This window comes from Aeromicrobium massiliense JC14, from assembly GCF_000312105.1.
Classification (GTDB): Bacteria; Actinomycetota; Actinomycetes; order Propionibacteriales; family Nocardioidaceae; genus Aeromicrobium; species Aeromicrobium massiliense.
Genome location: NZ_HE978637.1, coordinates 336,731 through 356,370 on the forward strand (window position 1 = coordinate 336,731; position 19,640 = coordinate 356,370).

The 19,640-nt window shown below is 71.6% G+C and carries 20 protein-coding genes; 4 read left to right on the plus strand and 16 right to left on the minus strand.

The annotated features are described in order from the left end of the window. Positions 1–83: 83 nt before the first annotated feature. Positions 84–1,073: an HAAS signaling domain-containing protein gene (locus HGAM_RS18525; RefSeq protein WP_147543636.1), complete on the minus strand. Its 990-nt coding sequence runs from the start codon at positions 1,071–1,073 to the stop codon at positions 84–86. A gap of 5 nt (positions 1,074–1,078) precedes the next feature. Next, a complete protein-coding gene (locus HGAM_RS08820; RefSeq protein WP_019145122.1) occupies positions 1,079–1,402 on the minus strand; it encodes a PadR family transcriptional regulator in 324 nt (107 codons plus the stop codon). A 91-nt stretch (positions 1,403–1,493) separates the two neighbouring features. Here HGAM_RS08820 and HGAM_RS08825 point away from each other — a divergent pair, with 91 nt between their 5' ends. After that, positions 1,494–2,225, plus strand: a complete 732-nt coding sequence (locus HGAM_RS08825) for an SDR family NAD(P)-dependent oxidoreductase (RefSeq protein ID WP_019145123.1) — start codon at positions 1,494–1,496, stop codon at positions 2,223–2,225. A 15-nt stretch (positions 2,226–2,240) separates the two neighbouring features. Here the strand turns inward: HGAM_RS08825 and HGAM_RS08830 are convergent, their stop codons facing one another. The 4 genes from HGAM_RS08830 to HGAM_RS08845 form a co-directional block, all read right to left on the minus strand. Continuing rightward, positions 2,241–3,269, minus strand: a complete 1,029-nt coding sequence (locus HGAM_RS08830; protein WP_019145124.1) for a glycoside hydrolase family 6 protein — start codon at positions 3,267–3,269, stop codon at positions 2,241–2,243. 184 nt (positions 3,270–3,453) lie between these two features. Next, complete coding sequence (locus HGAM_RS08835; protein ID WP_019145125.1) at positions 3,454–3,996, minus strand: type 1 glutamine amidotransferase domain-containing protein; 543 nt, start codon at positions 3,994–3,996, stop codon at positions 3,454–3,456. 36 nt (positions 3,997–4,032) lie between these two features. Beyond that, on the minus strand, positions 4,033–4,515 hold the full coding sequence (locus HGAM_RS08840) for an SRPBCC family protein (protein ID WP_019145126.1): 483 nt from the start codon (positions 4,513–4,515) through the stop codon (positions 4,033–4,035). Positions 4,516–4,580: 65 nt separating this feature from the next. Continuing rightward, positions 4,581–5,078 carry an Lrp/AsnC family transcriptional regulator gene (locus tag HGAM_RS08845; RefSeq protein ID WP_019145127.1) on the minus strand — a complete coding sequence of 166 codons (498 nt, stop codon included), beginning with the start codon at positions 5,076–5,078 and terminating at the stop codon, positions 4,581–4,583. A gap of 143 nt (positions 5,079–5,221) precedes the next feature. Here HGAM_RS08845 and hppD point away from each other — a divergent pair, with 143 nt between their 5' ends. After that, a complete protein-coding gene (gene hppD, locus HGAM_RS08850; RefSeq protein ID WP_019145128.1) occupies positions 5,222–6,427 on the plus strand; it encodes a 4-hydroxyphenylpyruvate dioxygenase in 1,206 nt (401 codons plus the stop codon). Positions 6,428–6,442: 15 nt separating this feature from the next. On the opposite strand, the gene HGAM_RS08855 is transcribed toward hppD, so the two are convergent. After that, positions 6,443–6,811: an ArsC/Spx/MgsR family protein gene (locus tag HGAM_RS08855; protein WP_019145129.1), complete on the minus strand. Its 369-nt coding sequence runs from the start codon at positions 6,809–6,811 to the stop codon at positions 6,443–6,445. 99 nt (positions 6,812–6,910) lie between these two features. Here HGAM_RS08855 and HGAM_RS08860 point away from each other — a divergent pair, with 99 nt between their 5' ends. Next, positions 6,911–7,591, plus strand: a complete 681-nt coding sequence (locus HGAM_RS08860; protein ID WP_019145130.1) for an LppM family (lipo)protein — start codon at positions 6,911–6,913, stop codon at positions 7,589–7,591. A gap of 21 nt (positions 7,592–7,612) precedes the next feature. On the opposite strand, the gene leuE is transcribed toward HGAM_RS08860, so the two are convergent. The 9 genes from leuE to HGAM_RS08910 form a co-directional block, all read right to left on the minus strand. Continuing rightward, positions 7,613–8,272, minus strand: coding sequence for a leucine efflux protein LeuE (leuE, locus tag HGAM_RS08865; protein ID WP_019145131.1), 660 nt, complete (start codon positions 8,270–8,272; stop codon positions 7,613–7,615). Between the two features lie 622 nt (positions 8,273–8,894). Further along, a complete protein-coding gene (locus tag HGAM_RS18530; protein ID WP_019145133.1) occupies positions 8,895–10,205 on the minus strand; it encodes an HNH endonuclease signature motif containing protein in 1,311 nt (436 codons plus the stop codon). 305 nt (positions 10,206–10,510) lie between these two features. Next, positions 10,511–11,728: a Fic family protein gene (locus HGAM_RS08880; protein ID WP_019145134.1), complete on the minus strand. Its 1,218-nt coding sequence runs from the start codon at positions 11,726–11,728 to the stop codon at positions 10,511–10,513. A gap of 97 nt (positions 11,729–11,825) precedes the next feature. Further along, positions 11,826–12,761: an HAD family hydrolase gene (locus HGAM_RS08885; protein ID WP_019145135.1), complete on the minus strand. Its 936-nt coding sequence runs from the start codon at positions 12,759–12,761 to the stop codon at positions 11,826–11,828. After that, the gene (locus HGAM_RS08890) at positions 12,758–13,945 is read right to left on the minus strand and encodes a helix-turn-helix domain-containing protein (RefSeq protein ID WP_019145136.1); all 1,188 of its coding nucleotides are present in this window, start codon (positions 13,943–13,945) and stop codon (positions 12,758–12,760) included. Before HGAM_RS08890 ends, HGAM_RS08885 begins: the two co-directional genes overlap by 4 nt. 144 nt (positions 13,946–14,089) lie before the next feature. Next, on the minus strand, positions 14,090–14,722 hold the full coding sequence (locus tag HGAM_RS08895; protein WP_019145137.1) for a hypothetical protein: 633 nt from the start codon (positions 14,720–14,722) through the stop codon (positions 14,090–14,092). A gap of 81 nt (positions 14,723–14,803) precedes the next feature. After that, positions 14,804–15,022: a hypothetical protein gene (locus tag HGAM_RS08900; protein WP_019145138.1), complete on the minus strand. Its 219-nt coding sequence runs from the start codon at positions 15,020–15,022 to the stop codon at positions 14,804–14,806. A gap of 106 nt (positions 15,023–15,128) precedes the next feature. Then, positions 15,129–15,755 carry a hypothetical protein gene (locus HGAM_RS08905; protein WP_019145139.1) on the minus strand — a complete coding sequence of 209 codons (627 nt, stop codon included), beginning with the start codon at positions 15,753–15,755 and terminating at the stop codon, positions 15,129–15,131. 55 nt (positions 15,756–15,810) lie between these two features. After that, positions 15,811–16,755: a hypothetical protein gene (locus HGAM_RS08910; protein ID WP_019145140.1), complete on the minus strand. Its 945-nt coding sequence runs from the start codon at positions 16,753–16,755 to the stop codon at positions 15,811–15,813. 885 nt (positions 16,756–17,640) lie between these two features. Here HGAM_RS08910 and HGAM_RS08915 point away from each other — a divergent pair. Continuing rightward, positions 17,641–19,590, plus strand: a complete 1,950-nt coding sequence (locus tag HGAM_RS08915; protein ID WP_172636437.1) for an Ig-like domain repeat protein — start codon at positions 17,641–17,643, stop codon at positions 19,588–19,590. The last annotated feature ends 50 nt before the right edge of the window (positions 19,591–19,640 follow it).

Genomic DNA, 19,640 nt, shown 5'->3' on the forward strand with positions numbered 1-19,640 from the left:
TGCGCCAGGACGTCTCATCGGCACGCCGTGGCGATGCTGAAGCGGTTGCGCGGAACATCTTCGCGTGACCGCCGCCACCGGGCTCAGCGCGTGGGCGCGCCCTGGGTCCGGTGCACCCGCACGAAGCCGTCGACCGAGTCCCACAGCCAGATCGCGACGGCGACGAGGGCGACGACGGCGTGCGTCGTGCCGGGGGAGAAGCCGGCCCAGTCCTGCTGGATCGCCAGCACCGCGTCGGGGTTCAGCAGCTGCTCGGTCCAGCCCAGGTAGACGAACGGCAGGGCGAAGAGGGCGCCGAGCGCGACGTTGGCCACGGCGAGCGGACGCGTCCAGCCGCCGACGCGGTACTTGACCACCTCGAAGCCGGCCTCGACGACCAGCAGCGCGAGGATCACCGGGAACCACGAGCGCCACAGGTCCGGGTCCAGCACCGGCACGTCCGCGCCGTCCAGCGACAGCGGCGGACGCACCTGCTGCCAGACGAGCAGGCCCGCGAGCAGCGCCTGGAAGGTGAGCGCGGCGACGAGGTCGGTGAGCGAGCCGCGGCGCTGCGGGGCGTCGGGCAGGTCGTCGGGGCTCCAGTCGACGTCCAGGCTCTCGCGGACGCCGCTGTCGGCGCTGCTGCGCTCGGCGAGCACGAACACCAGCGTCGTCCAGAAGACGATGTGCACGACGAGGCTCAGCATGATCCACACGACGCTGCCGACGACCTCGCCGAACGTCTTGCCGACCGCCACCTGGACGACGGCGAACGCGAGCGTGGACACCGGCACGGCGACCAGGAGGATCGCGCGGACCGTGCGCTCCCAGGCCGGGTAGACCTCCGGACCGAGCAGCTGGCGTGGACGTCCGGTGTAGGCGCCGGCCAGCGTGCTCGGCTCGCCCAGCTCGGCGACCGCCTCGCGCTCCGCCGTGGCCGGGTCGAGGTCGGGCCGCTCCTCGAGCAGCGACTCGACCCGGTCGGCGATGCTGGCGCGCAGCTCGTCGGCGACGTCGGCGCGCTGCTCCTCGGGCAGCCGCCGGGTGACGGCGTGGACGTAGCGCTCGGCCAGGGACGTGGTGGTCGCGGGCATGGTGCTCACCTCAGGCTCTCGACGGACGTGTGAAGGGTCTGCCACTCGGCGAGCAGCGCGTCCAGCAGGGCGCGTCCCTCGTCGCTGACCTCGTAGAACTTGCGCGGGCGCGACTCCTCGGTGTTCCACTCGCTGGTGAGCAGGCCCTGCTTCTCCAGGCGGCGCAGCAGCGGGTAGAGCGTGTTGCCCTCGACCGCGAAGCCGGCGTCGGCCAGCGTCTCGAGCAGCGCGTACCCGTAGGTCGGACGCGTGAGGGTGGCCAGCGCGGCCATCACCACGGTGCCGCGGCGCAGCTCCTGCAGGTGTCCGGCGAGGACGTCGTCATCCATGAGCGGCACGATAGTGTGCGACACACACCATTGTCCAGGGCGCAGCGTCAGTCACGTCCTGGACTCCGGGCCCGGCTCCTAGGCTGCGGCCATGGACTCGGTCGTGGTGGTCACCGGTGGCACGCGTGGGATCGGCGCCGACGTGGTGCGGCGGCTGCACGCCGCCGGGCACGCCGTGCTCGCCGTGCACGCCTCGCCCGACGCCGGTGAGCTCGAGGCGCTCGACGGTGGTCCGGCGGTCGTCCGGCTGCGGGCCGACGTGGCCGACCCGGCCGCGGCGACCACGATCCTCGACACGGCGGCGGAGCTCGGCCGAGTCACCGGGCTGGTCAACAACGCCGGTATCACCGGGCCGCTGGGCCCGATCGAGTCGCTCGCCGACCACGTGCTCGACCGGGTGCTGGCGGTGAACCTCGCCGGCCCGGTGCGGCTGTGCCGCGAGGCCGTGCGCCGCTGGACGGCGGACGACGAGGCCGGCGGACGTGCGATCGTCAACGTCACGTCCATCGCGGCGGTCACCGGCTCGCCCGGCGAGTACGTCGCCTACGCCGCGTCGAAGGGCGGACTGGAGTCGTTCACCGTGGGGCTGGGCCGCGAGGTCGCGACCCGCGGCATCCGGGTCAACGCGGTGTCGCCCGGGACGATCGAGACCGGCATCCATGCCCGCGCGGGCGAGCCCGACCGCCCGGCGCGGGTCGCGCAGCGGATCCCGATGCGGCGGGCCGGTCAGCCCGACGAGGTCGCCGCCGCGGTGCAGTGGCTGCTGTCGGACGAGGCGTCCTACGTCACGGGCACGGTGCTGCGGGTCGGCGGCGGTCTGTAGCCGGCCGGCGCGACGTCAGGACGCGGCGCGGGCGGCCAGACCGATCGCGTAGTCGGCCCAGAACGTCCCGGCCGACGGCTCGGCCCGGCTGCACTCGCCGTCGGACTGGCCGGGCACCTTGATCCACAGCAGTGCGTCCACCAGGTCGTCCTTCACCGGGGTCAGGGGGAGCGGGCCGAGCGCGCGCTCGGGCGGGTTGCACCAGTGCTCGAACCCTTCGGCTGGTCCCAGCCCGTTGCGGCTCGTGTCGACGACGAACTTCTTCCAGCCGATGCGCGACGACAGCGACCGGCCGTAGGCGACGTTGTCGGTCGTCCAGCCGAAGTTGCTGACGTTGAGCGCGAAGCCGCGGGCGCCGAGGACGTTCGCCTTCTTGAGCCGGTCGACCATGACAGACGCGGGCTGCCAGCCGGCGTTGCCGGCGTCGAGGTAGGTGGCGATCGCCGGGTAGCGGTTGAACGCGGTGACCGCGTACGACAGCAGCTCGTACCGACGGGCCTGGTCGGTGGCCGACAGGCAGTCGAGGCTGGCCAGGGCGTCCGGCTCGAGCACGACGGCGGCCTTGCGCGAGCCGATGCCCGCGGCGACCTCGTCGATCCACGCCTTGTACGCCTCGGCCGAGTGGGCGCCACCGGCGGAGTACAGGCCGCAGTCGCGCTGCGGGATGTTGTAGGCGACGAGCACCGGCACCGCGCCGGCTGCCGTCACCTGGGTGACGCGCTGCGCGACGGTCTGGCGCGGGGCCGGCGTCCAGTCGCCGATCCAGTCGGCGCTGCCGCCGCGGGCCACCTTCTCCAGCATCGCCTTCCGCCAGGCGTCGGGCTCGGCGGCGGCGGCGCGGGCGGCGTCGGAGTACGGGTCGACCCACGGCACGGTCCCCGCGAACGGGTTCGGCGAGGACTGGTTGGCGAACGCCACGGGCGCCAGCCTAGGACCGGTCGCGGCGAGGGTCGCGGCGACGAGCGCGGCGCCGGCGAGGGCGGTCGGCAGGGCGGTGAGCAGCGCGCGGCGGACGCGGCGCCGGCGCGGGGAGGGCAGGGACATCGAGCGTGCTCCGGGACGACGGACGGTGGCCGGATCCGGTCACCGTCGCTCCCATCGGCAGCCGCGTCGTGCGCCAAAGAAGTTTCGCGGTAGCGGCGAAACGCCGCCAAACGAGGCCGGACGCGCCGCTCCCCGGGGGCCGTGGAGGAAGGCGGACCCGGGGAGCGGCTGGCAACGGGGAGGATCAGGCGGCGGCGCCGAAGACCTCCACGATCTTGGCGGTGAACGCCTCGAGGTCGTCGGGGGTGCGCGAGGTGATGAGCGTCCAGTCCTCGGCGGTGCACACCTGCACCTGCTCGTCCACCCAGGTGCCGCCCGCGTTCTGGATGTCGACGCGCAGCGAGGGGTACGACGTGAGCGTCTTGCCGCCCACGACGTCGGTCTGCACGAGCGCCCACGGGCCGTGGCAGATGGCGGCGACCGGCTTGCCGGCGTCGACGAAGCCCTTGACGAACGTCATGGCGACCTCATCGAGACGCAGGGTGTCGGCGTTGATGGTGCCGCCGGGCAGGATCAGCGCGTCGTAGTCGGTCGGGCTGGCGTCCTTGACCGCCTGGTCGGCGGTGAACGTGTCGGTCGGGTCGGTGTCGCCGGTGACCGTCTTCACCTCGCCGGCCTCGGGGGCCAGGAGGTCGAGGTCCCAGCCCTGGTCGAGGACGGTCTGGCGGGGGTCGGCGAGCTCGGAGTGCTCGACGCCGGCGTTCGAGGTCAGGATCGCGATCTTCATGTCCCGGTGGTACCCAGCCGGCGCCGGGTCAAGCACTCAGTCGAGCACGGCGTCCATCTGCTCCAGGGCCTGGCTCGTGCCCTCCACCGCGCCCATCCCGATGATCTGCTCGAGCGCCTCGCGGGTGTCGTAGCGCGTCACCCAGACCAGCTCGGTGCCGCCGTCGCGCGCGGTGAGCCGGACGTCGGAGCGTCCGGCCGGCATGCCCTCGACCGGCTCGAAGGAGTCGTCGGCGAACCCGTCGGTGAAGGCCAGGTGGTTCGGCACCTCGACCTCGTCCACGTGCCACCAGCCGGGCAGCTTCTCGCCCTCGGGGCTGGTCATGAAGTACCGGACGCGCCCGCCGGGCGTGAGGTCGTGGTCGCGGACGGTGGCCGGGTAGCCGGGCGGTCCCCACCACTTCTCGAGCCGGCGCGGGTCGGACCACAGCAGCCAGACGCGCTCGACGGGAGCGTCGAGATGGACGGTGGCGGTGAGGGTGTGCTGCTCGAGGTCGGGCTCGACGCTGACGACGGCCATGGTGGTCTCCGTTCGTGGACGGTGGTGGTCAGCGTCCTCCTGCCGGGACACCCGGCGCAAGACCCTCAGCGGAAGGCGGGCGAGCGGGGGAGCGGCGCCTCGGACGTGTCGAGCAGCTCCAGCACACGCGGCGCGATGAGCGTCGACAGCACCATGACGCTGGTCGAGCGGACGACGGCGCCGGTGCGCGCCAGGCGCAGCAGCACGTCCTGGAGCTCGTCGTTCGAGCGGGCGGCCAGCTTGCACAGCACGTCGGCGGTGCCGGTGGTGGCGTGCGCCTCGAGCACCTGCGGGATGCCGGCCAGGTCGGCGGCGACCTGCTCGAGCGCGCCCTGGGCGATCTCGAGCGTGACGAACGCCTGCACGCCGAAGCCGGCGGCGGCGGGTTCGACGGTCGGCGACCAGTCGCGCAGCACGCCGTCGTCGGCCAGCCGGCGCAGCCGCGACTGCACGGTGGCGCGGGCGACGCCGGTCGTGCGCGACAGCTCCAGGTCGCCGGCGCGCGGGTGCTCGGCGAGGGCGTGCAGCAGCGCGAGGTCGAGCGCGTCCAGGTGGTGGCTCATGGACGTCAGGCTAGGCAGGTTGCCAGGTCATCCGTCGGTCTACGCGGCCGGTCTGGGCGTCCTGACCAGGTGTTTCTGGGCAGGTTGCCAGTCGACCCCGCGCGGTCCTTCGATCGGACCACCCCACCCGAGAGGACCGTGCCATGACCCTGCAGGACACCCTGACCGACGCCGAGCGGCTCGCCGAGCTCGACCTGGCGACGCTCCAGCAGCTCGTGGGTCTCGTCGACCACGACGACGCCGCCGACCCGTTCCCGGTGACCGGCTGGGACGCCGTCGTCTGGACGGTCGGCAACGCGACCCAGAGCGCCCACTTCTTCCAGTCCGCGTTCGGGATGGACCTGGTCGCCTACTCCGGCCCCGAGACCGGCAACCGCGACCACGTCGCGTTCGTGCTGACCAGCGGCGCGGTGCGCTTCGTCATCAAGGGCGGCGTCGATCCCGCGAGCGACCTCGTCGCCCACCACGCGCGGCACGGCGACGGCGTCAGCGACATCGCGCTCGAGGTGCCGGACGTCGACCGCTGCGTCGAGCACGCGCGCTCGGTCGGCGCGACCGTGCTCGACGAGCCGCACGACATCACCGACGAGCACGGCACCGTGCGCGTCGCGGCCATCGCCGCCTACGGCGACACGCGGCACACGCTGGTCGACCGCAGCCGCTACACCGGGCCGTACCTGCCCGGCTACGTCGCGCGGACGTCCACCTACCGCAAGCGCGACGGGGCTCCGCGGCGCATCTTCCAGGCGCTCGACCACGTCGTCGGCAACGTCGAGCTGGGCCGCATGGAGGAGTGGGTCGACTTCTACCGCCGGGTCATGGGCTTCACCAACATGGCCGAGTTCATCGGCGACGACATCGCCACCGACTACTCCGCGCTCATGAGCAAGGTGGTGGCCAACGGGAACCACCGGGTGAAGTTCCCGCTGAACGAGCCGGCCATCGCCAAGAAGCGCTCGCAGATCGACGAGTTCCTGGAGTTCTACGACGGTCCCGGCGCCCAGCACCTGGCCCTGGCGACGAACGACATCCTGGCCGCCGTGGACGCGCTGCGCGGCGAGGGCGTCGTGTTCCTGACGACGCCGGACTCGTACTACGAGGACCCCGAGCTGCGCGCCCGCATCGGCGAGGTGCGTGTGCCGATCGAGGAGCTGCAGAAGCGCGGCATCCTGGTCGATCGCGACGAGGACGGCTACCTGCTGCAGATCTTCACCAAGCCGCTCGGCGACCGGCCCACCGTGTTCTTCGAGCTGATCGAGCGGCACGGCTCGCTCGGCTTCGGCAAGGGCAACTTCAAGGCGCTGTTCGAGGCGATCGAGCGCGAGCAGGACCGCCGCGGCAACCTCTGAGGCCCTTCGACGGGCTCAGGGAGCGGTGCTCGGGACGACCTTCGCGAGCGTCTCGGGGTCGCGGGCGACGACGGTGGTGCCGTCGTCGGCGGTGATGATCGGGCGCTGGATCAACTTCGGGTTCGCCACCAGGTGGTCGACCCACTCGTCACGGTGCTCGGCGTCGCGGGGGAGGGCCTTGAGCTCCAGCTCCTTGGCGATCGCCTCGTTCATCCGCGTGACGTCCCACGGCTCCAGTCCGAGGCGTCCGAGCACGTCGCGCAGCTCGGCGGCGGTCGGCGGGTCGTCGAGGTAGCGGCGCTCGGTGTACTCGACGCCGGCCTCGTCGAGCGCGGACTTGGCGGTGCGGCACTTGGCGCACGCGGGGTTCATCCAGATCTCCACGTCCCAGGTCTAGCAGAGAGGCACAGCCGGCGCCGGTACAGTCGGGGCGTTCGTGGACGCCCGGTACGGCGCGTCCGTCCCCGTCCCGAAAGGCCCACGATGCGCCGAGCCGCGCCCGTCGCCCTGCTTCTCGCCCTCAGCTTCGTGCTGAGCGCCTGCACCGACCTGGACATCGACGCGCGCGTCGGTCGCGACCAGACGGTGAGCGGCACGATCGAGGCGGCCATCGACCGCGACGAGGTCAGCCAGCTGCTGGCGCCGTACGGCGTGGATCTGGACGAGGAGGACCCGCTGTCGCAGGTCATCCAGAAGGAGACGCTGGAGTCGCTGGAGGACCGCGACGACGTCGACGTGACGATCGACGAGTTCAACCGCGGCGACGTGTTCGGCTTCGTGGCCACCTTCGACGACCTGTCGATGAAGGAGTTCACCCAGCTGCTCGTCGGCGACGACCCGCGCTACGTCTTCGAGCGCGACGGCGACGAGTACAAGCTCACCGTCGAGGGCAGCGAGGAGGAGGTGCAGTACGCGCAGCAGTCGGGCGTCGACCTGAACCTCTCGCTGACGTTCCCGGGCGACATCGTCGACACCGACGGCGACGTCGACAACCGCACGGTCTCGTGGGACTCGTACGAGGACGTCGCCGACGGCATCTTCGTCACCTCGGAGGTGCCGCTGGGTGCGTCCGACCTCGAGCGCGTCTGGACGGGTGCCGGCCTGGCGATCGTGCTGGTCATCGCCGCCGGGTGCGCGTTCGCCTGGCGTCGTCAGCGCGGCTGACCGCGACGGTCGCGCGTCCGCTCAGGCGGACGCGAGCGACAGCTTGACCGCGAAGCCGATGAACGCGGCCCCGACGATCGACGTGCCGCCGGCCGCGAGCGCCTTGCGGTCGCGGAAGACCTGCGCCAGCCGGACGCCGCCGAAGATCAGCGCCGACAGGTACAGGAAGCTCGCCGCCTGCACGATGAGGCCGAGCTCGAGGAACGCCAGCGCCGGGTAGGCGTAGTCGGGGTCGACGAACTGCACGAAGAAGGCGATGAAGAACAGGATCGCCTTGGGGTTGAGCAGGCTGACGACGAGCGCCTTGCGGAACGGTCGCTCCTGCGGCGCCTCCATGGGCGCCTCGTCGATGACGTCCTGGCGGGTCTGCTCGGGCGTGCGCCGCAGCAGCCCGGGCACCGAGCGCAGCATCCCGAGCGCCAGCCACGCGAGGTAGGCCGCGCCCGCGTACTTGACGATCGAGAACAGCAGCGGGCTGCTGGTCAGCGCGCCGGCCGCCCCGACCGCCGACAGCGTCATGAGCACCGCGTCGCCGACGAACACGCCGCACGCCGCCGCGTAGCCCGCGCGCACGCCGCGCCGCGCCGCGACCGAGATGACGTAGATCGAGTTCGGTCCGGGCAGCAGGACGATGAGGATCGCGCCGACCACGAAGGTCGACAGGTCGGTGATGCCAGGCACGAGGAGAAGTCTGGCACCGGACGCCGCGCTGGGGCCAGGGCCCGTCCGGGTGGGTCCCGTCGACAGGGGCTTCGACAGGCTCAGCCAGCGGGCTCGCTCCTTGAGCGCGGTGACCCGCCCACCATCCCGGTCGGCGGGCGGTGAGACATCCACCATCCGACCATGCTCGATGGTGGACAGTTCACCGCGCAGTCATCAGGGACGATCGCGGAGCCCTGCGCTCAGGTGCCCGAGATGGATGGGCGTCCGAATCGGCACGTCCAGTGAGCTCAAGCGGGCAGCTTGTCGCCGCGCCCTTCCTACGTTCGCTGTGACCACGTTCGTCCAGCCAAGGAACCCAGTGATGAAGACTCGCGAGTACTACTCCAGCAACTCGTCTGATCCTGACGTGTACCACGACCACAGCGACTGTCCGACCGGTCAGCAGATCCCTACGCGCAACAAGCTCTACGGCCGCGGAGGGCACGTGCGCTGCAAGCAGTGCATCGACAAGGGCTGACCGGCCTGGAGGGGCGATCCTCTGGAAGGCCGGCGGACCCGTTCGACAGGTGCAGGGAGCGGGCTTCGACAGCCTCAGCCAGCGGGCTCGCTCCTTGAGCTTGTCGAAAGGAGCCCTTCGCGGTCAGGCGGGTTCGAGCACTCTCGGTCGGTGCTTGACGTGTCTCGCGTTCCGCAGGGGTCGCTGTTGGGGGTCGATCCGTGTTGGTGGGATGACTTCGACGACGCCGTCGTGACTCAGCCGGGCTTGCCAGTCGGAGTCGTGGAGCAGGTGGTGGTGGAGGAAGCAGAAGAGTGCGCCGTTGTTGATGGATGTCTCGCCGCCCTGAGACCACGGGACGAGGTGGTGGGCTTCACACCAGCCGGGTGGTCGGTCGCAGCCCTTCCAGCTGCAGCCGCCGTCGCGCGTGGCCAGGGCGATGCGCTGGTGCTGGTCGTGGAGCCGCTTGCGCCGCCCGACGTCCATCGGCTGGCTCTTCCCGTCGAGCACGACGGGGATGATTCCGGCGTTGCAGGCCAGGCGGCGGGCCTGCGAGGCGGAGAGCCCGGTGTCGGTGGAGAGCATCGCGCGTCCGAGGTCGCGGACCAGGTCGTCGTGCTTCATCGAGACCGTGACGGTCGCGGCGACGCCGCCGGCCTGCGGGAAGCACTCGGTCGGGAGGTGCTCGATGAGCTCGCAGAGCGCGAGTCCCATGCGGCGGGCGTGGTCGAGCCGGCCGATCTCAGCGTCGGAGTGCTCCCCATCGACGTCGCGGAAGATCGCGCCGTCGCGTCGGGGTGAGGCCAGTCCTTCGAGGACCGTCTTGAGCATGTCGGCCTGGACGTCGGGCAGCACACCACGGATGCTCGAGCGTCCCTTGCCCATCCTCGTGATGGTCAGGTGGGTCTCGTCCCAGGCCTGCTTCTCCTGCCGCTCCAGCTGCGCCCCGATGATCTCGTCCGCGCTGTCGGGATCGACCACCTCCACGATCCGGTTGGCCAAACGGCGCAGGTCGTCGGCGCCGAACTCGGATGCGTGCTCCAGCAGGGTGGCTTCGGCGTCGTCGTGCTGCTCGTCGACGAACCACTCCGGCAGCTGGTCGAGCGCCTTCAGGATGATGTGGGCCTGCTCGGTCGTGAGCCGACCGGCCGCCCACCGTTCGCGGGTGACGGCGCCGCGAGTCGGGTCGAGACGGGTCAGCGAGACCAGCTTCGACGCCTCGCTTCGGGAGACGTTGGTGGTGCTGGCCAGCCAGACGGTGGGGGAGGTGCAGCCGTCCTCACGGGGCAGGCCACGATCCGTAGCCGCAGCGGTGAGCCGGACGGTCAGCGCCTGGAGCGCGGCCGCCGCCTGAGCAGCGGCCTGCAGCTCGGCGCGGATCTCGCGGTCGGTCAGCATCCAGGGCTCGAGCGCGCTGGACTCCTCCAGCAGTGCCTGAACCTGGTCGCCGATCATCCGAAACCCCCGTGTCGAACGTTTGTTCTAGTCTACCTCGAAGGGGTGACAGGAACAACGCGATATCCACTGGAATCGCAGACGTTTTCAAGCCTTCGAGAAGCTCGTTTCGACAAGCTCAAGGAGCGGACGTGGGCGAGCCGACGAGCCCAGGCGGCGCGCACCCAACGGCTTCGTCATCAGCCCCTTGGACGACCATGCACCGAAGCGACGCTTCGACAAGCTCAGCGAGCGGGGCGGAGGCGAGCCGAGAAACCGACCGGACCGAGCACCCAACCCCGTCGTCGTCAGCCCCTCGGGCGAGGTCACGGAGCGGGCGCGTCCTTCGAGCGGCTCACGGACTCGATGCGCAGGTTGAGGTCCGACAGCTCGTCGAGCACGTCGGTGGCCGCCCACACCTGGTCCCGGGGCCGGCGCGAGGTCGGAGCCACGACGCCCACCTCGTGCAGGCGGCGCAGGGCCTGCTGGGCAGTGGCGAGGGTGACGTCGAGGCGCTCGGCGACGACGGCGGCGGTGACGATCGGCTCGCGGGGAAGCAGCTCCAGCAGGCGGGCCAGGGCGGTCCCGCCGCGCACGGGTCCGACCGCGGACGCCCACGCCTGGCGGATCTCGTGCAGGTTCGTGGCCGTGCGCCGCGACTCGTGGCTGGCGATGAGCGTGGACGAGGTGAGCAGCCCGATCAGCGTGTACGCGCGTCCGTCGCGGTAGTCGCCGAGCGCGTCGAAGTAGCGCTGCCGGTTGGCCACGAGCCCGGACGCGATCGGCACGGTCAGGTGCCGGGTCGCCTTGCGGCGTCGCAGCACCGCGTGGACGAGCGTGCGTCCGACCCGGCCGTTGCCGTCGTGGAAGGGGTGGATCGACTCGAACTGCGCGTGCACGACCGCGGCCTGCACGAGCACCGGGACGTCGTCGCGGTTGGCGTAGGCGACGAGGTCGTCCAGGTAGTCGTCCACGGTCTCGGGCGGCGGTGGGACGAACAGGGCGCCGCGCGGGGAGTAGTCGCTGCCGCCGATCCAGCTCTGCCGGCGACGCAGCTGGCCGCCCTTCGGCGCGTCCTCGGCGCTGCGGCTGAACAGCGAGCGGTGCGCCTGCAGCAGCGCGTCCAAGCGGATCTGCCCGGTCGACTCGGCGTCCTCGATGATGCCGACGAGCGCCTCGGTGGCCGAGACCATCGACCGGGCGGACGCGTTGGCGCGGACGCCGAACAGGGCCCGTGCGTAGTCGGACAGGCTCGACTCGATGTTCTCGATCTTGGACGAGGCGACCGACTCGGTGCGCAGCAGCAGCGAGTCCAGTGCGCCGAGGCGGCTGCCGTGGCTGTTGTCGAGCCGGCCGAGGTTGTTGAGTGCGTTGTCCATCATGAGCCGCAGTGGCCGCTCGAGCGGGTAGTCGAGCTCCGCGACCATCGGCGGCAGGCTCACCTCGACCTCGCGCAGGTCGCGGTCGGCGCGCGGGCCCTTGGGCACGGTCTGGCGCCAGGGACGTCGCTCGCGCCGGTGCGGCGGCCAGTCGGTCTCGGGCACCCCCGGAGTCTGGCAGAGGTTTGTTACGGGCTTACTTCCTCGCCGAGTGTGACGTTTCGGGGGTGGATCGGCCCGAATCACCCCCGAACCGTCACACTCAGCGGGAGAGCGACGCCATCAGGTAGGTGAGGACCCCGAGGGTGGGGGCGACGAGGAAGGCGAGGCGCCGCACCCGGGCGCGAGTCGCCACCGTGCCGCGGCCCAGCGCGAGGGCGCGGGCGACCCGGCGGACGTCCAGGTCGTCCAGCTCGAGCGCGGCGCCGGAGCCGACCGGTCCGAGCCAGAGGTCCGCGCCCGGCACCGCCGCGCTTCCCACGAGACCCACGACGCGTCCGGACGCCCGCAGCCGCTCCACGACCTCTGCCCGCCGGGCGTCGTCGGCCTCGGCGTGCCAGTGCTCGACGCCGGACTGCTCGGCCACGTGCGCGGTGTCGACCGCCGGCCCCGCAGAGACCAGCTCGACCCGCACGCCGTCGGACGCCAGCGACCCGACCACCTCGGCGGCGTGCTCGCGGACGACGTCGGCCACCACGAGCCGCCCGAGCGGACGTCCGTCGACCTCGACGCCGACGGTCGTGCCGACGCCGTCGAGCGCGACCAGGCCGATCCAGTCCGGCCGGCCGAGCCGCACCGGGTGCCGGTCGACGGCGCCGCTGAGCCCCAGGCCGGGCGTGGCCACGACGTCGGTCACCCGGCCGCGGGCCGCGAGCTTCGCGACGGCCTGCTCGACGGGGGAGTCGGACGTGTGGGCAAGCGCCGCGGCGAACCAGCGCAGGTTGCGGTCGTGCTCGGGGTCGATCGGCTCGACCTGCACGACACGCAGCGAGCCGGTGGTGACGGTGCCGGACGTGTCGAGCACGAGCGCGTCGACGCGGGCGGCGGTCTCCAGTGCGTCGGACGCCCCGACGAAGATGCCCTCCGCACGCCCCCGGCGGCGGGCGAGCGCGAGGGCCAGCGGCGCGGCAGCGAGCAGCATCGCCACCCCGGTCACGACCAGCACGACCAGGGCGACGACGAGGGTCGTCACGTTCACCGCGGCCCCTCGACGGGCGCGTGGAAGCGGTCGACGTCGCTCTGGTCGCCGGCCTTCCACAGCGGGACGGTGGCCTTGAGCAGCATCGTCACCTGCACGACGAACTCGGGGTCGTGCAGGTCCTCGCCGAACAGCTCGTTGATGCGCTTCCAGCGGTAGCGGATGGTCTGCGGGTGGACGCCGAGCCGGGCGGCGATGGCCGGGGCGCTGTCGCGCGACTCGAGCCAGGCGAGCAGCGTCTCGGACAGGATCTCGCGCGAGTTCGGGGTCTCGGCCAGTAACGGACGCAGCAGTGCGAGGCTGAGCCGCTGGCGCAGGCGCGGCTCGGCGTGCAGCCACAGCTGGGTGGCGTGGTCGGCGCAGCGGACGACGTCGGTGGCGGGCAGCACGCCGGCGTCGACGAGGGTCAGGGCGCGGGTGGCGAAGCGCAGCGAGTCGGGCACCTCCTCGGCCGGGACGGCCCACCCGGCGGCGACGCGGCGTCCGGCCAGGCGGGCGAGCACGTCGTCGACGAGCTCGGCGCGGCACACGACGACGGCAGGCTCGGGGCGCGGACGCACGAGGACGTCGTCGCCGAGGTCGGGCAGCGGATCGGCGCCGGCGACGGCCAGCAGCACGAGCGGCTCGTCGACGCGCCAGCGCGCGGCGGCGCCGGCCCGGCGCAGCTGCTCGGCCGGGGCGCCGTCGAGCAGGGCTTCGAGCAGGCGGGCCCGGGTGCGGGCGGGGTCGGAAGCGAACGAGCGCCGGGCGCCGTGGTAGCCGTTCGCGGTCTGCTCGAGCATGCGCTCGACGTGGTTCTCGACCGCGGCGCCGAAGCGCACGAGGTCGTCCTGGGTGCCGTGGTCGCGGACGTGCTGCCAGACGGCGTGGACGCCGACGCGGAACGCGGCCTGGACGCTGTCAAGGTCGTGGCCGTGCACGGCCTGCAGGTGCCCGACGCGGCGGAACAGCTCGTCGACGTGTCGCCCGGTGGCCGGCTCGGGGCGCGGCTCGAGCAGCAGGGCGACGGCCCACACGACGGCGGTGTCGAGGGCGCGGCGCAGGCGTCCGTCGGGCAGGGAGGCGTAGGCGGTGACGTCGCTGCGGATGAGCTCCGCGACCCGCTTGGCCAGGGCGGCGGCCTCCGGGTCGAGGCGCGGCTGGGCGACGGCGCGTCCGTCGGCGTCGGTCATGCCGGCGCGCACGTGCGTCCCTCGATCTCGGCCATGGCGGTCCCCGTTCCCCCGTGGTGGTGTGCTCGGGCCCATTCCTACCCCCTCCCGGGCTCGCGCGGGCCAGAACGCGACGAAGGGCGACCGGCCCCGAGACCGGCCGCCCTTCGGCGGGCGTCAGCCGATCGTGCGTCCGTTCGCGATCTGGAGATCGACGGTGTTGCCGTCGCCGGGGATGATCGAGTTGATCAGCAGGGTGTTCAGGCCGCAGTTCTGGAACTTGCCGATGCTGAACTCGCCGGTCAGGTGACCACCACTTCCGATCGCGAAGTACTCGCCCGCGGGGGAGGACGCGTTGATGGTGATCGGCTCCTTGGTACGGCACCACGGGCCGGCGAACAGCGGCAGGCCCACGGCCTTCACGTTCGACAGCTTGAGGTAGTAGCTGGAGGTCGTGGCGATGGTGCGCTGGCGGCCGACCCGGGTGATGGTGCCGGTCAGCGGCTCGGCCACCTCGAAGCTCACGTCCGCGCTCACCGGGATGAAGCCGGCCAGCTTGAACTGGGTGCGGGTGCCGGGCAGCGGCAGCGTGCCGGTGACCGGACCGCCCTCGCTCTCGGCGGCGATCGTGAGCAGAGCGGGACCGAGCGCGACCTCGGACCCCGTCGACGCGATCGTCGAGGTGCCGGTCACGTCGTACTCGATGTCCAGGACGACGGCATTGGCCGGTGCGGCGGTCAGAGCGACGGCGCTCACAGCGGCGGCGATCGCAGCCGCCGCGCGTCCGCGTCGGATGAGGTTCTTGGGCATGGATGTTCCTCTCGGTTCTTCAGGGTGGGTGGGGAAGTGCATCGACGCGTCCGGTCCCGAGAGGACGAGCGCGGGTGTGGGCTACTGGAACGTGAGGTTGCCGTCGGTGGTGGTGAGGGCATAGTCGGCATCGAGGTCGAGCTTGTCGCCATCGAGGAACTCGCCGAAGCAACCGACAACCTTGCTGATGTCGAGGTGGAAGGTGCCGGTGTCGGTGTTCCGAGTGTTCGCCGAAGCGGCCGGGGACAGGGTGAGCAGATCGGCGGCGGCCAGGGCGGCGGCCTTGACGAAACGCATCACGACGCAGTCCTTCGATCGTTAGGTTGGAGGATGGTGCCGGGCCCAGATTCGCGCTGGGCCCGGCACCGCAGACGGGTCGGACTGCTCCCCGCCTTCGGGCGCTGCCCTATCGGAAGGTGACGCTGCCGCCGGTGGTGCTGACGGCGTAGTCGGCCCCGAAGGTGGCGGTGTCGTCGTCGAGCACCTCGCCGAAGCAGCCCACGACGTTGCTGATGGTGAGGCCGTACCCGCCGTCGATGCTCAGCGTCTGGTTGTTCGTGTCGAACGAGCCGTCGACCGTGCCGGTGACGTCGAACTCGCACAGGTCGTTGACGACGCTGCGCACCTGGGCACTGACGTTGGTGATCTCACCGGAGACGACACCGCCGACCGGTGCGCTGTCGGCCTTGAGGTTCCATGTGCCGACCTGCGTCACGTTCAGCTGCGTGTTGAACAGCGTCGGGGCGATGCATCCAGACCAGGTGGTGCCGGTGATGGTGGCGACCGTGCTGGCAGTGGGCGGCGTGAAGGTGGCGCCGCGCTGGATGTTGCCGGCCGCCGTGCCGGACGAGCACGTCATGGGCACGCCGTAGTTCGTGTCGAAGGTGATTCCGCCGGTCGAGGCGGTGTAGGCGTTCGTCCCGACCGTCGTGTTCCCGCCGACCGCCACGGTGTACGTGGCCGCCATGGCGGCCGGGGCGAGGGCGATGATGCTGGTCGCCGCGAGGGCGGCGGCCTTGGTAATGCGCTTCATGGGTGTGTCTCCTCTTTTTCCCGTTGACCGTCCCGACGGGCGTCGGGACGGAGTCCTAGGGGCGTGACGCCGGTAGGTCCATCTCCGGCATCGGGGTGCAGCTGTCGTCGTACGCCCACGGCACGCAAGCCGCCCGCAGCTGGCTCACGCGGACCGAGACCGGGTTGTCGTCCTGCGAGACGAGACCGGTCAGCACCGGACTGAGGTCGTCGTCGGCTGTCGTGCACCCGGTGAAGGCGGGGATGTCGACCGTTCCCTCGAGCAGGCCTCCGTTCGGGCCAGTGAAGAACCGGGTGGTGCTGGGGTCCCACGGAACGGTCTCACCCGGACGAAGGTCAGGATCGCGCCCGTAGTAGTCACGTGACGCGAGCTTGAGCGCGGTGGGGCGCTCGGCGCGGCACTGACCCGTGAGCTGGATGTCGACCCCGTCGACCGCCAGTGACTCGACACCGATCTGCACGTCGCCCGTGAACTCGGCTGGCGGGATGTGCTGCTCGGTCTGGCGGGGACCGGCATGAGGACCGAGCCCCGGGCAGAAGGTCTTGTTGGGCACGCTGAGCGTCCACGGGACGGGAAGGCCGTCGGCATCACGGACCTGCTGGATCGAGAGTCGAGCCACGACCGGGACCGCGCCGAGAGCCGCCGTGCGCACGGTGAACACAGGAGCGTGTCCATAGGGGTGTGCCGCGCCTTCGGGAGAGACGAGGTTGACGTTCCCCTTCCAGGACTGTGTCTCCTGATACGGGTAGTAGTCGCGGCAGGTCGGGTCCTTCAGCGTCACCTGCTCCTCGACGAACGTCACGAGGTGCAGTGCAGGCAAGTTGATCCACTGCTTGGCTCTGGCGACCTCGTGGATGCCGCTCGTCCGGTTGCCGCTCATCGTTCCCGGCTTGGACTGCGCGGGGAGACCTGGATGGTCCGGGTCCTCCGCGGCGCTGGCTGAGAACGCAGGCAGCAGCGCAAGAGCGGTAAGCGCAGCGACCATGCGGCGAGTGAACATGCCGGGAGTGTGACCTGCGTCATGTCCGCGACGCCAGGTTCGAGGGGTCATCCTGTCCCGAAATGGGATGTTCATCCCAAACGCACCGCCGGGTGGCGCCGTGACGCAGGTCACGCCCTTTCGCCATGGTGAACTGCGGAGGCTGCCTGACCAGGCATTGTCACCCGCGGAGCTCGTCCGCACTTCCGTCTTGGAGGACACATGCGACCACTCGCACGCCGGGGAGCTGCCGTCGCGGCGCTTGCCCTCGCCGCCGCCACGTTGAACGCGCCCAGCGCGCACGCTGCTCCGGTCCGGGTACCGGACGGCCAAGCAGGAACGATCGAGGTGTGGGGGGCTTCTGGCGCCGCTCCGGTCCGCCTCACGTACGGGGCGGCCCGCTACGTGGCCGTCGAGCGGGGTGGCGCGAGTGACTCGGTCACGTTCGGGATCGGCGCCAGTGGGACGGTCGACGCCGTCGAGGGCTCCGGGGTCCTGGTCACGGGTCTTCCCGCTGCGCTGACGTCCAACGCTGCCGGGATCGATGCCACCACGAGCGCCGCCGTGGGGTGGGACAGGGACGGAGTCGCCTACGTGTGGGGGCAGCGTGCGCCGTCCATCGCCAACCTGTCGGGAGACCGGGTCGAGCAGATGTCACTCAGCACGACGTGGGGGCTGGCTCTCAAGCAGGACGGTTCGATCGAGGCGTTCGGAACCAGTGGCACGGGCGCCACGGTGCTGCCTGACCAGCTGACGAGTCCCGCGGCCGACGGGTTCGTCCGGTCCACCAAGGTGCTCACGTCGCCGTCGGGGACGTTCGGAGCAGCGTTGCGAGCCGACGGCACCGTGGTCGCGTGGGGGGCCTCGGCGCCCACCGGACTTTCCGGAAGCAGCGGGATCTCCGACGTGGCGGTGACGAATCAGCACGCCGTTGCGGTTCGGGCGGACGGCTCGCTCGAGCAGTGGGGCGGAGACGGCACCAAGACGTCTTTGCCGGCGGGTGACGACTACGTCGCCGTCGCCACGACGAACTCGTCGGCGGCCGCGACGACGACGGGCGGGGAGATCGCGGCCTGGATTCCCAACAAGGTCGCGGTCTCGGACGAGGTCAACGTCCCGGTCGAGCTGCAGGGACGCGCCGGGGGTGGTCTCGGAGGAGCCAACAGCACGTTCTTCCTCGTCTCGGCCGGGCCTGCCACGGGCGTCTCGTACCGTCTCGACTCCGCCGGAGTCCTCACGGGAACCCCGTACGTCGGTGAGACCCTGACCGGTACTTCCGCCACGTTCACCGGTGGAGCGGCCGTCACCCAGCAGTGGGTCGCTGACGGTGAGCCGATCGCAGACGCGACGGGAGCGACTCTCGAGGTCTCGCGCGAGCTGGTCGGCAAGCAGGTGGCCTTCCGCACCGAGGCGCTCCTCGGCGGCGTCCGGTCGACGCATACGACAGCTCCCGTCACGGTGACCGCGTTCGGGGTGGCGGTGGCGGGCTCCGTGACCCCGTCGCCCGCCAAGGTCGGGGACCTGCTGACCGGCGTCCCGGCCACCTTTACCCGGCCGGATGCCCAGGTGTCGGTGCGGTGGACGGTCGACGGCGAGCCGGTCGACGGCGCCACCGGGACGACGTTCGCCCTGACGCGCGAGCACGTCGGCAAGCTGGTGCAGTTCGTGACGGTCGGCACCTGGGAGGGGTTCGAGGTCCAGAGCGCCCCGGGATCCTTCGTTGAGAGCGGCGACCCTCTCGCTGTCGTGGAGCCCGGTTCCATCTCGGGCACGCCGAAGGCGGGCCAGAGGCTCGTCGGTCGGCTCGCGAGGGCCAACGCCCTGGCCGCGACGTCTGCGATCGCCTGGCTGGACTCCGACGGCAACGTCGTTGCGACGACTGCCAACCTCGTCCTGACCGACGACCACGTCGGCGAGACGCTCGTGCTGCGCACGACACTGCGGCTCGGCGACGAGCAGGTCGTCGACACCTCTGCGCCAATCGGCCCGATCCAGCCGGAGGACCCGCTCGCTGTGTTCCGCAAGGGAACGGTGACGGGCACGGCGAAGGTCGGCCAGACGCTGACCGGTACGGCCGCGCGGTTCAACACCGGCGCTGCGACCGTCACGCGCCAGTGGCTCGCCGACGGGGAGGCGATCGCGGGTGCCACCGGCACCACGTTCGTGCCGACGGTGGCTCAGGTGGGCAAGAAGATCGCGCTGCGCACCACGGGCGCGCTGCTCGGTGAGACCGCGACGGATGTCTCGGCGGCGACGGCGAACGTCGCTCCGGCGACGGTGCCGAAGGCCAGCACGTCCGTGGCCGTCTCGGGTGCCACCACCGCCGCGTACGGCTCGACCGTGCGCTGGACGGTGACGGTCCGTGGCGGCAGCCCTGCCGGTGGCACCGTGACGGTGGCCGGGTCGGGCGTGAACGTCCGGGCCGCGGTCAGCCGCGGTCGTGCGGTCGTCACCCTGCCGCGGACGCTGGCCCCGGCCAGCCGCACGCTGCGGGTCACCTACAGCGGCGACGGCACGCACCTCGCGTCGTACCGCAACCTCGGCCTGCGGGTCGTGAAGGCCAACGTCTCGGCGGCGGCCAAGGTCACCAAGAAGCCCACCAGCCGCAAGGCCGGCAAGGTCCGCGTCACCGTGCGCGGCGCGGGCCCGGTGCGAGCCGGCGGCCGCGTGACCGTGACCATCCAGAAGGGCAGCAAGCGGTACACCGTGCGCGGCAACGTCCGCTCCAACGGCACCGTCGACCTGACCCTGCGGAAGCTGGCGAAGGGCACCTGGACGGTCAAGGCCGTCTACGCCGGTGACGCCCGCTACAACGCCCGGGCCACGGGCGCCGTGCGGGTGAAGGTCAGCAAGTAGCACCACCCGCGGAGGGGGTCGGGCCTGCGGGCCCGGCCCCCTCCGTCGTG

Coding starts and splice junctions, on each gene's coding strand:
- HGAM_RS18525 (WP_147543636.1), bottom strand. CDS start 1,073: ATGCCCGCGACCACCACGTCCCTGGCCGAGCGCTACGTCCACGCCGTC.
- HGAM_RS08820 (WP_019145122.1), bottom strand. CDS start 1,402: ATGGATGACGACGTCCTCGCCGGACACCTGCAGGAGCTGCGCCGCGGC.
- HGAM_RS08825 (WP_019145123.1), top strand. CDS start 1,494: ATGGACTCGGTCGTGGTGGTCACCGGTGGCACGCGTGGGATCGGCGCC.
- HGAM_RS08830 (WP_019145124.1), bottom strand. CDS start 3,269: ATGTCCCTGCCCTCCCCGCGCCGGCGCCGCGTCCGCCGCGCGCTGCTC.
- HGAM_RS08835 (WP_019145125.1), bottom strand. CDS start 3,996: ATGAAGATCGCGATCCTGACCTCGAACGCCGGCGTCGAGCACTCCGAG.
- HGAM_RS08840 (WP_019145126.1), bottom strand. CDS start 4,515: ATGGCCGTCGTCAGCGTCGAGCCCGACCTCGAGCAGCACACCCTCACC.
- HGAM_RS08845 (WP_019145127.1), bottom strand. CDS start 5,078: ATGAGCCACCACCTGGACGCGCTCGACCTCGCGCTGCTGCACGCCCTC.
- hppD (WP_019145128.1), top strand. CDS start 5,222: ATGACCCTGCAGGACACCCTGACCGACGCCGAGCGGCTCGCCGAGCTC.
- HGAM_RS08860 (WP_019145130.1), top strand. CDS start 6,911: ATGCGCCGAGCCGCGCCCGTCGCCCTGCTTCTCGCCCTCAGCTTCGTG.
- HGAM_RS18530 (WP_019145133.1), bottom strand. CDS start 10,205: ATGATCGGCGACCAGGTTCAGGCACTGCTGGAGGAGTCCAGCGCGCTC.
- HGAM_RS08895 (WP_019145137.1), bottom strand. CDS start 14,722: ATGCCCAAGAACCTCATCCGACGCGGACGCGCGGCGGCTGCGATCGCC.
- HGAM_RS08905 (WP_019145139.1), bottom strand. CDS start 15,755: ATGAAGCGCATTACCAAGGCCGCCGCCCTCGCGGCGACCAGCATCATC.
- HGAM_RS08910 (WP_019145140.1), bottom strand. CDS start 16,755: ATGTTCACTCGCCGCATGGTCGCTGCGCTTACCGCTCTTGCGCTGCTG.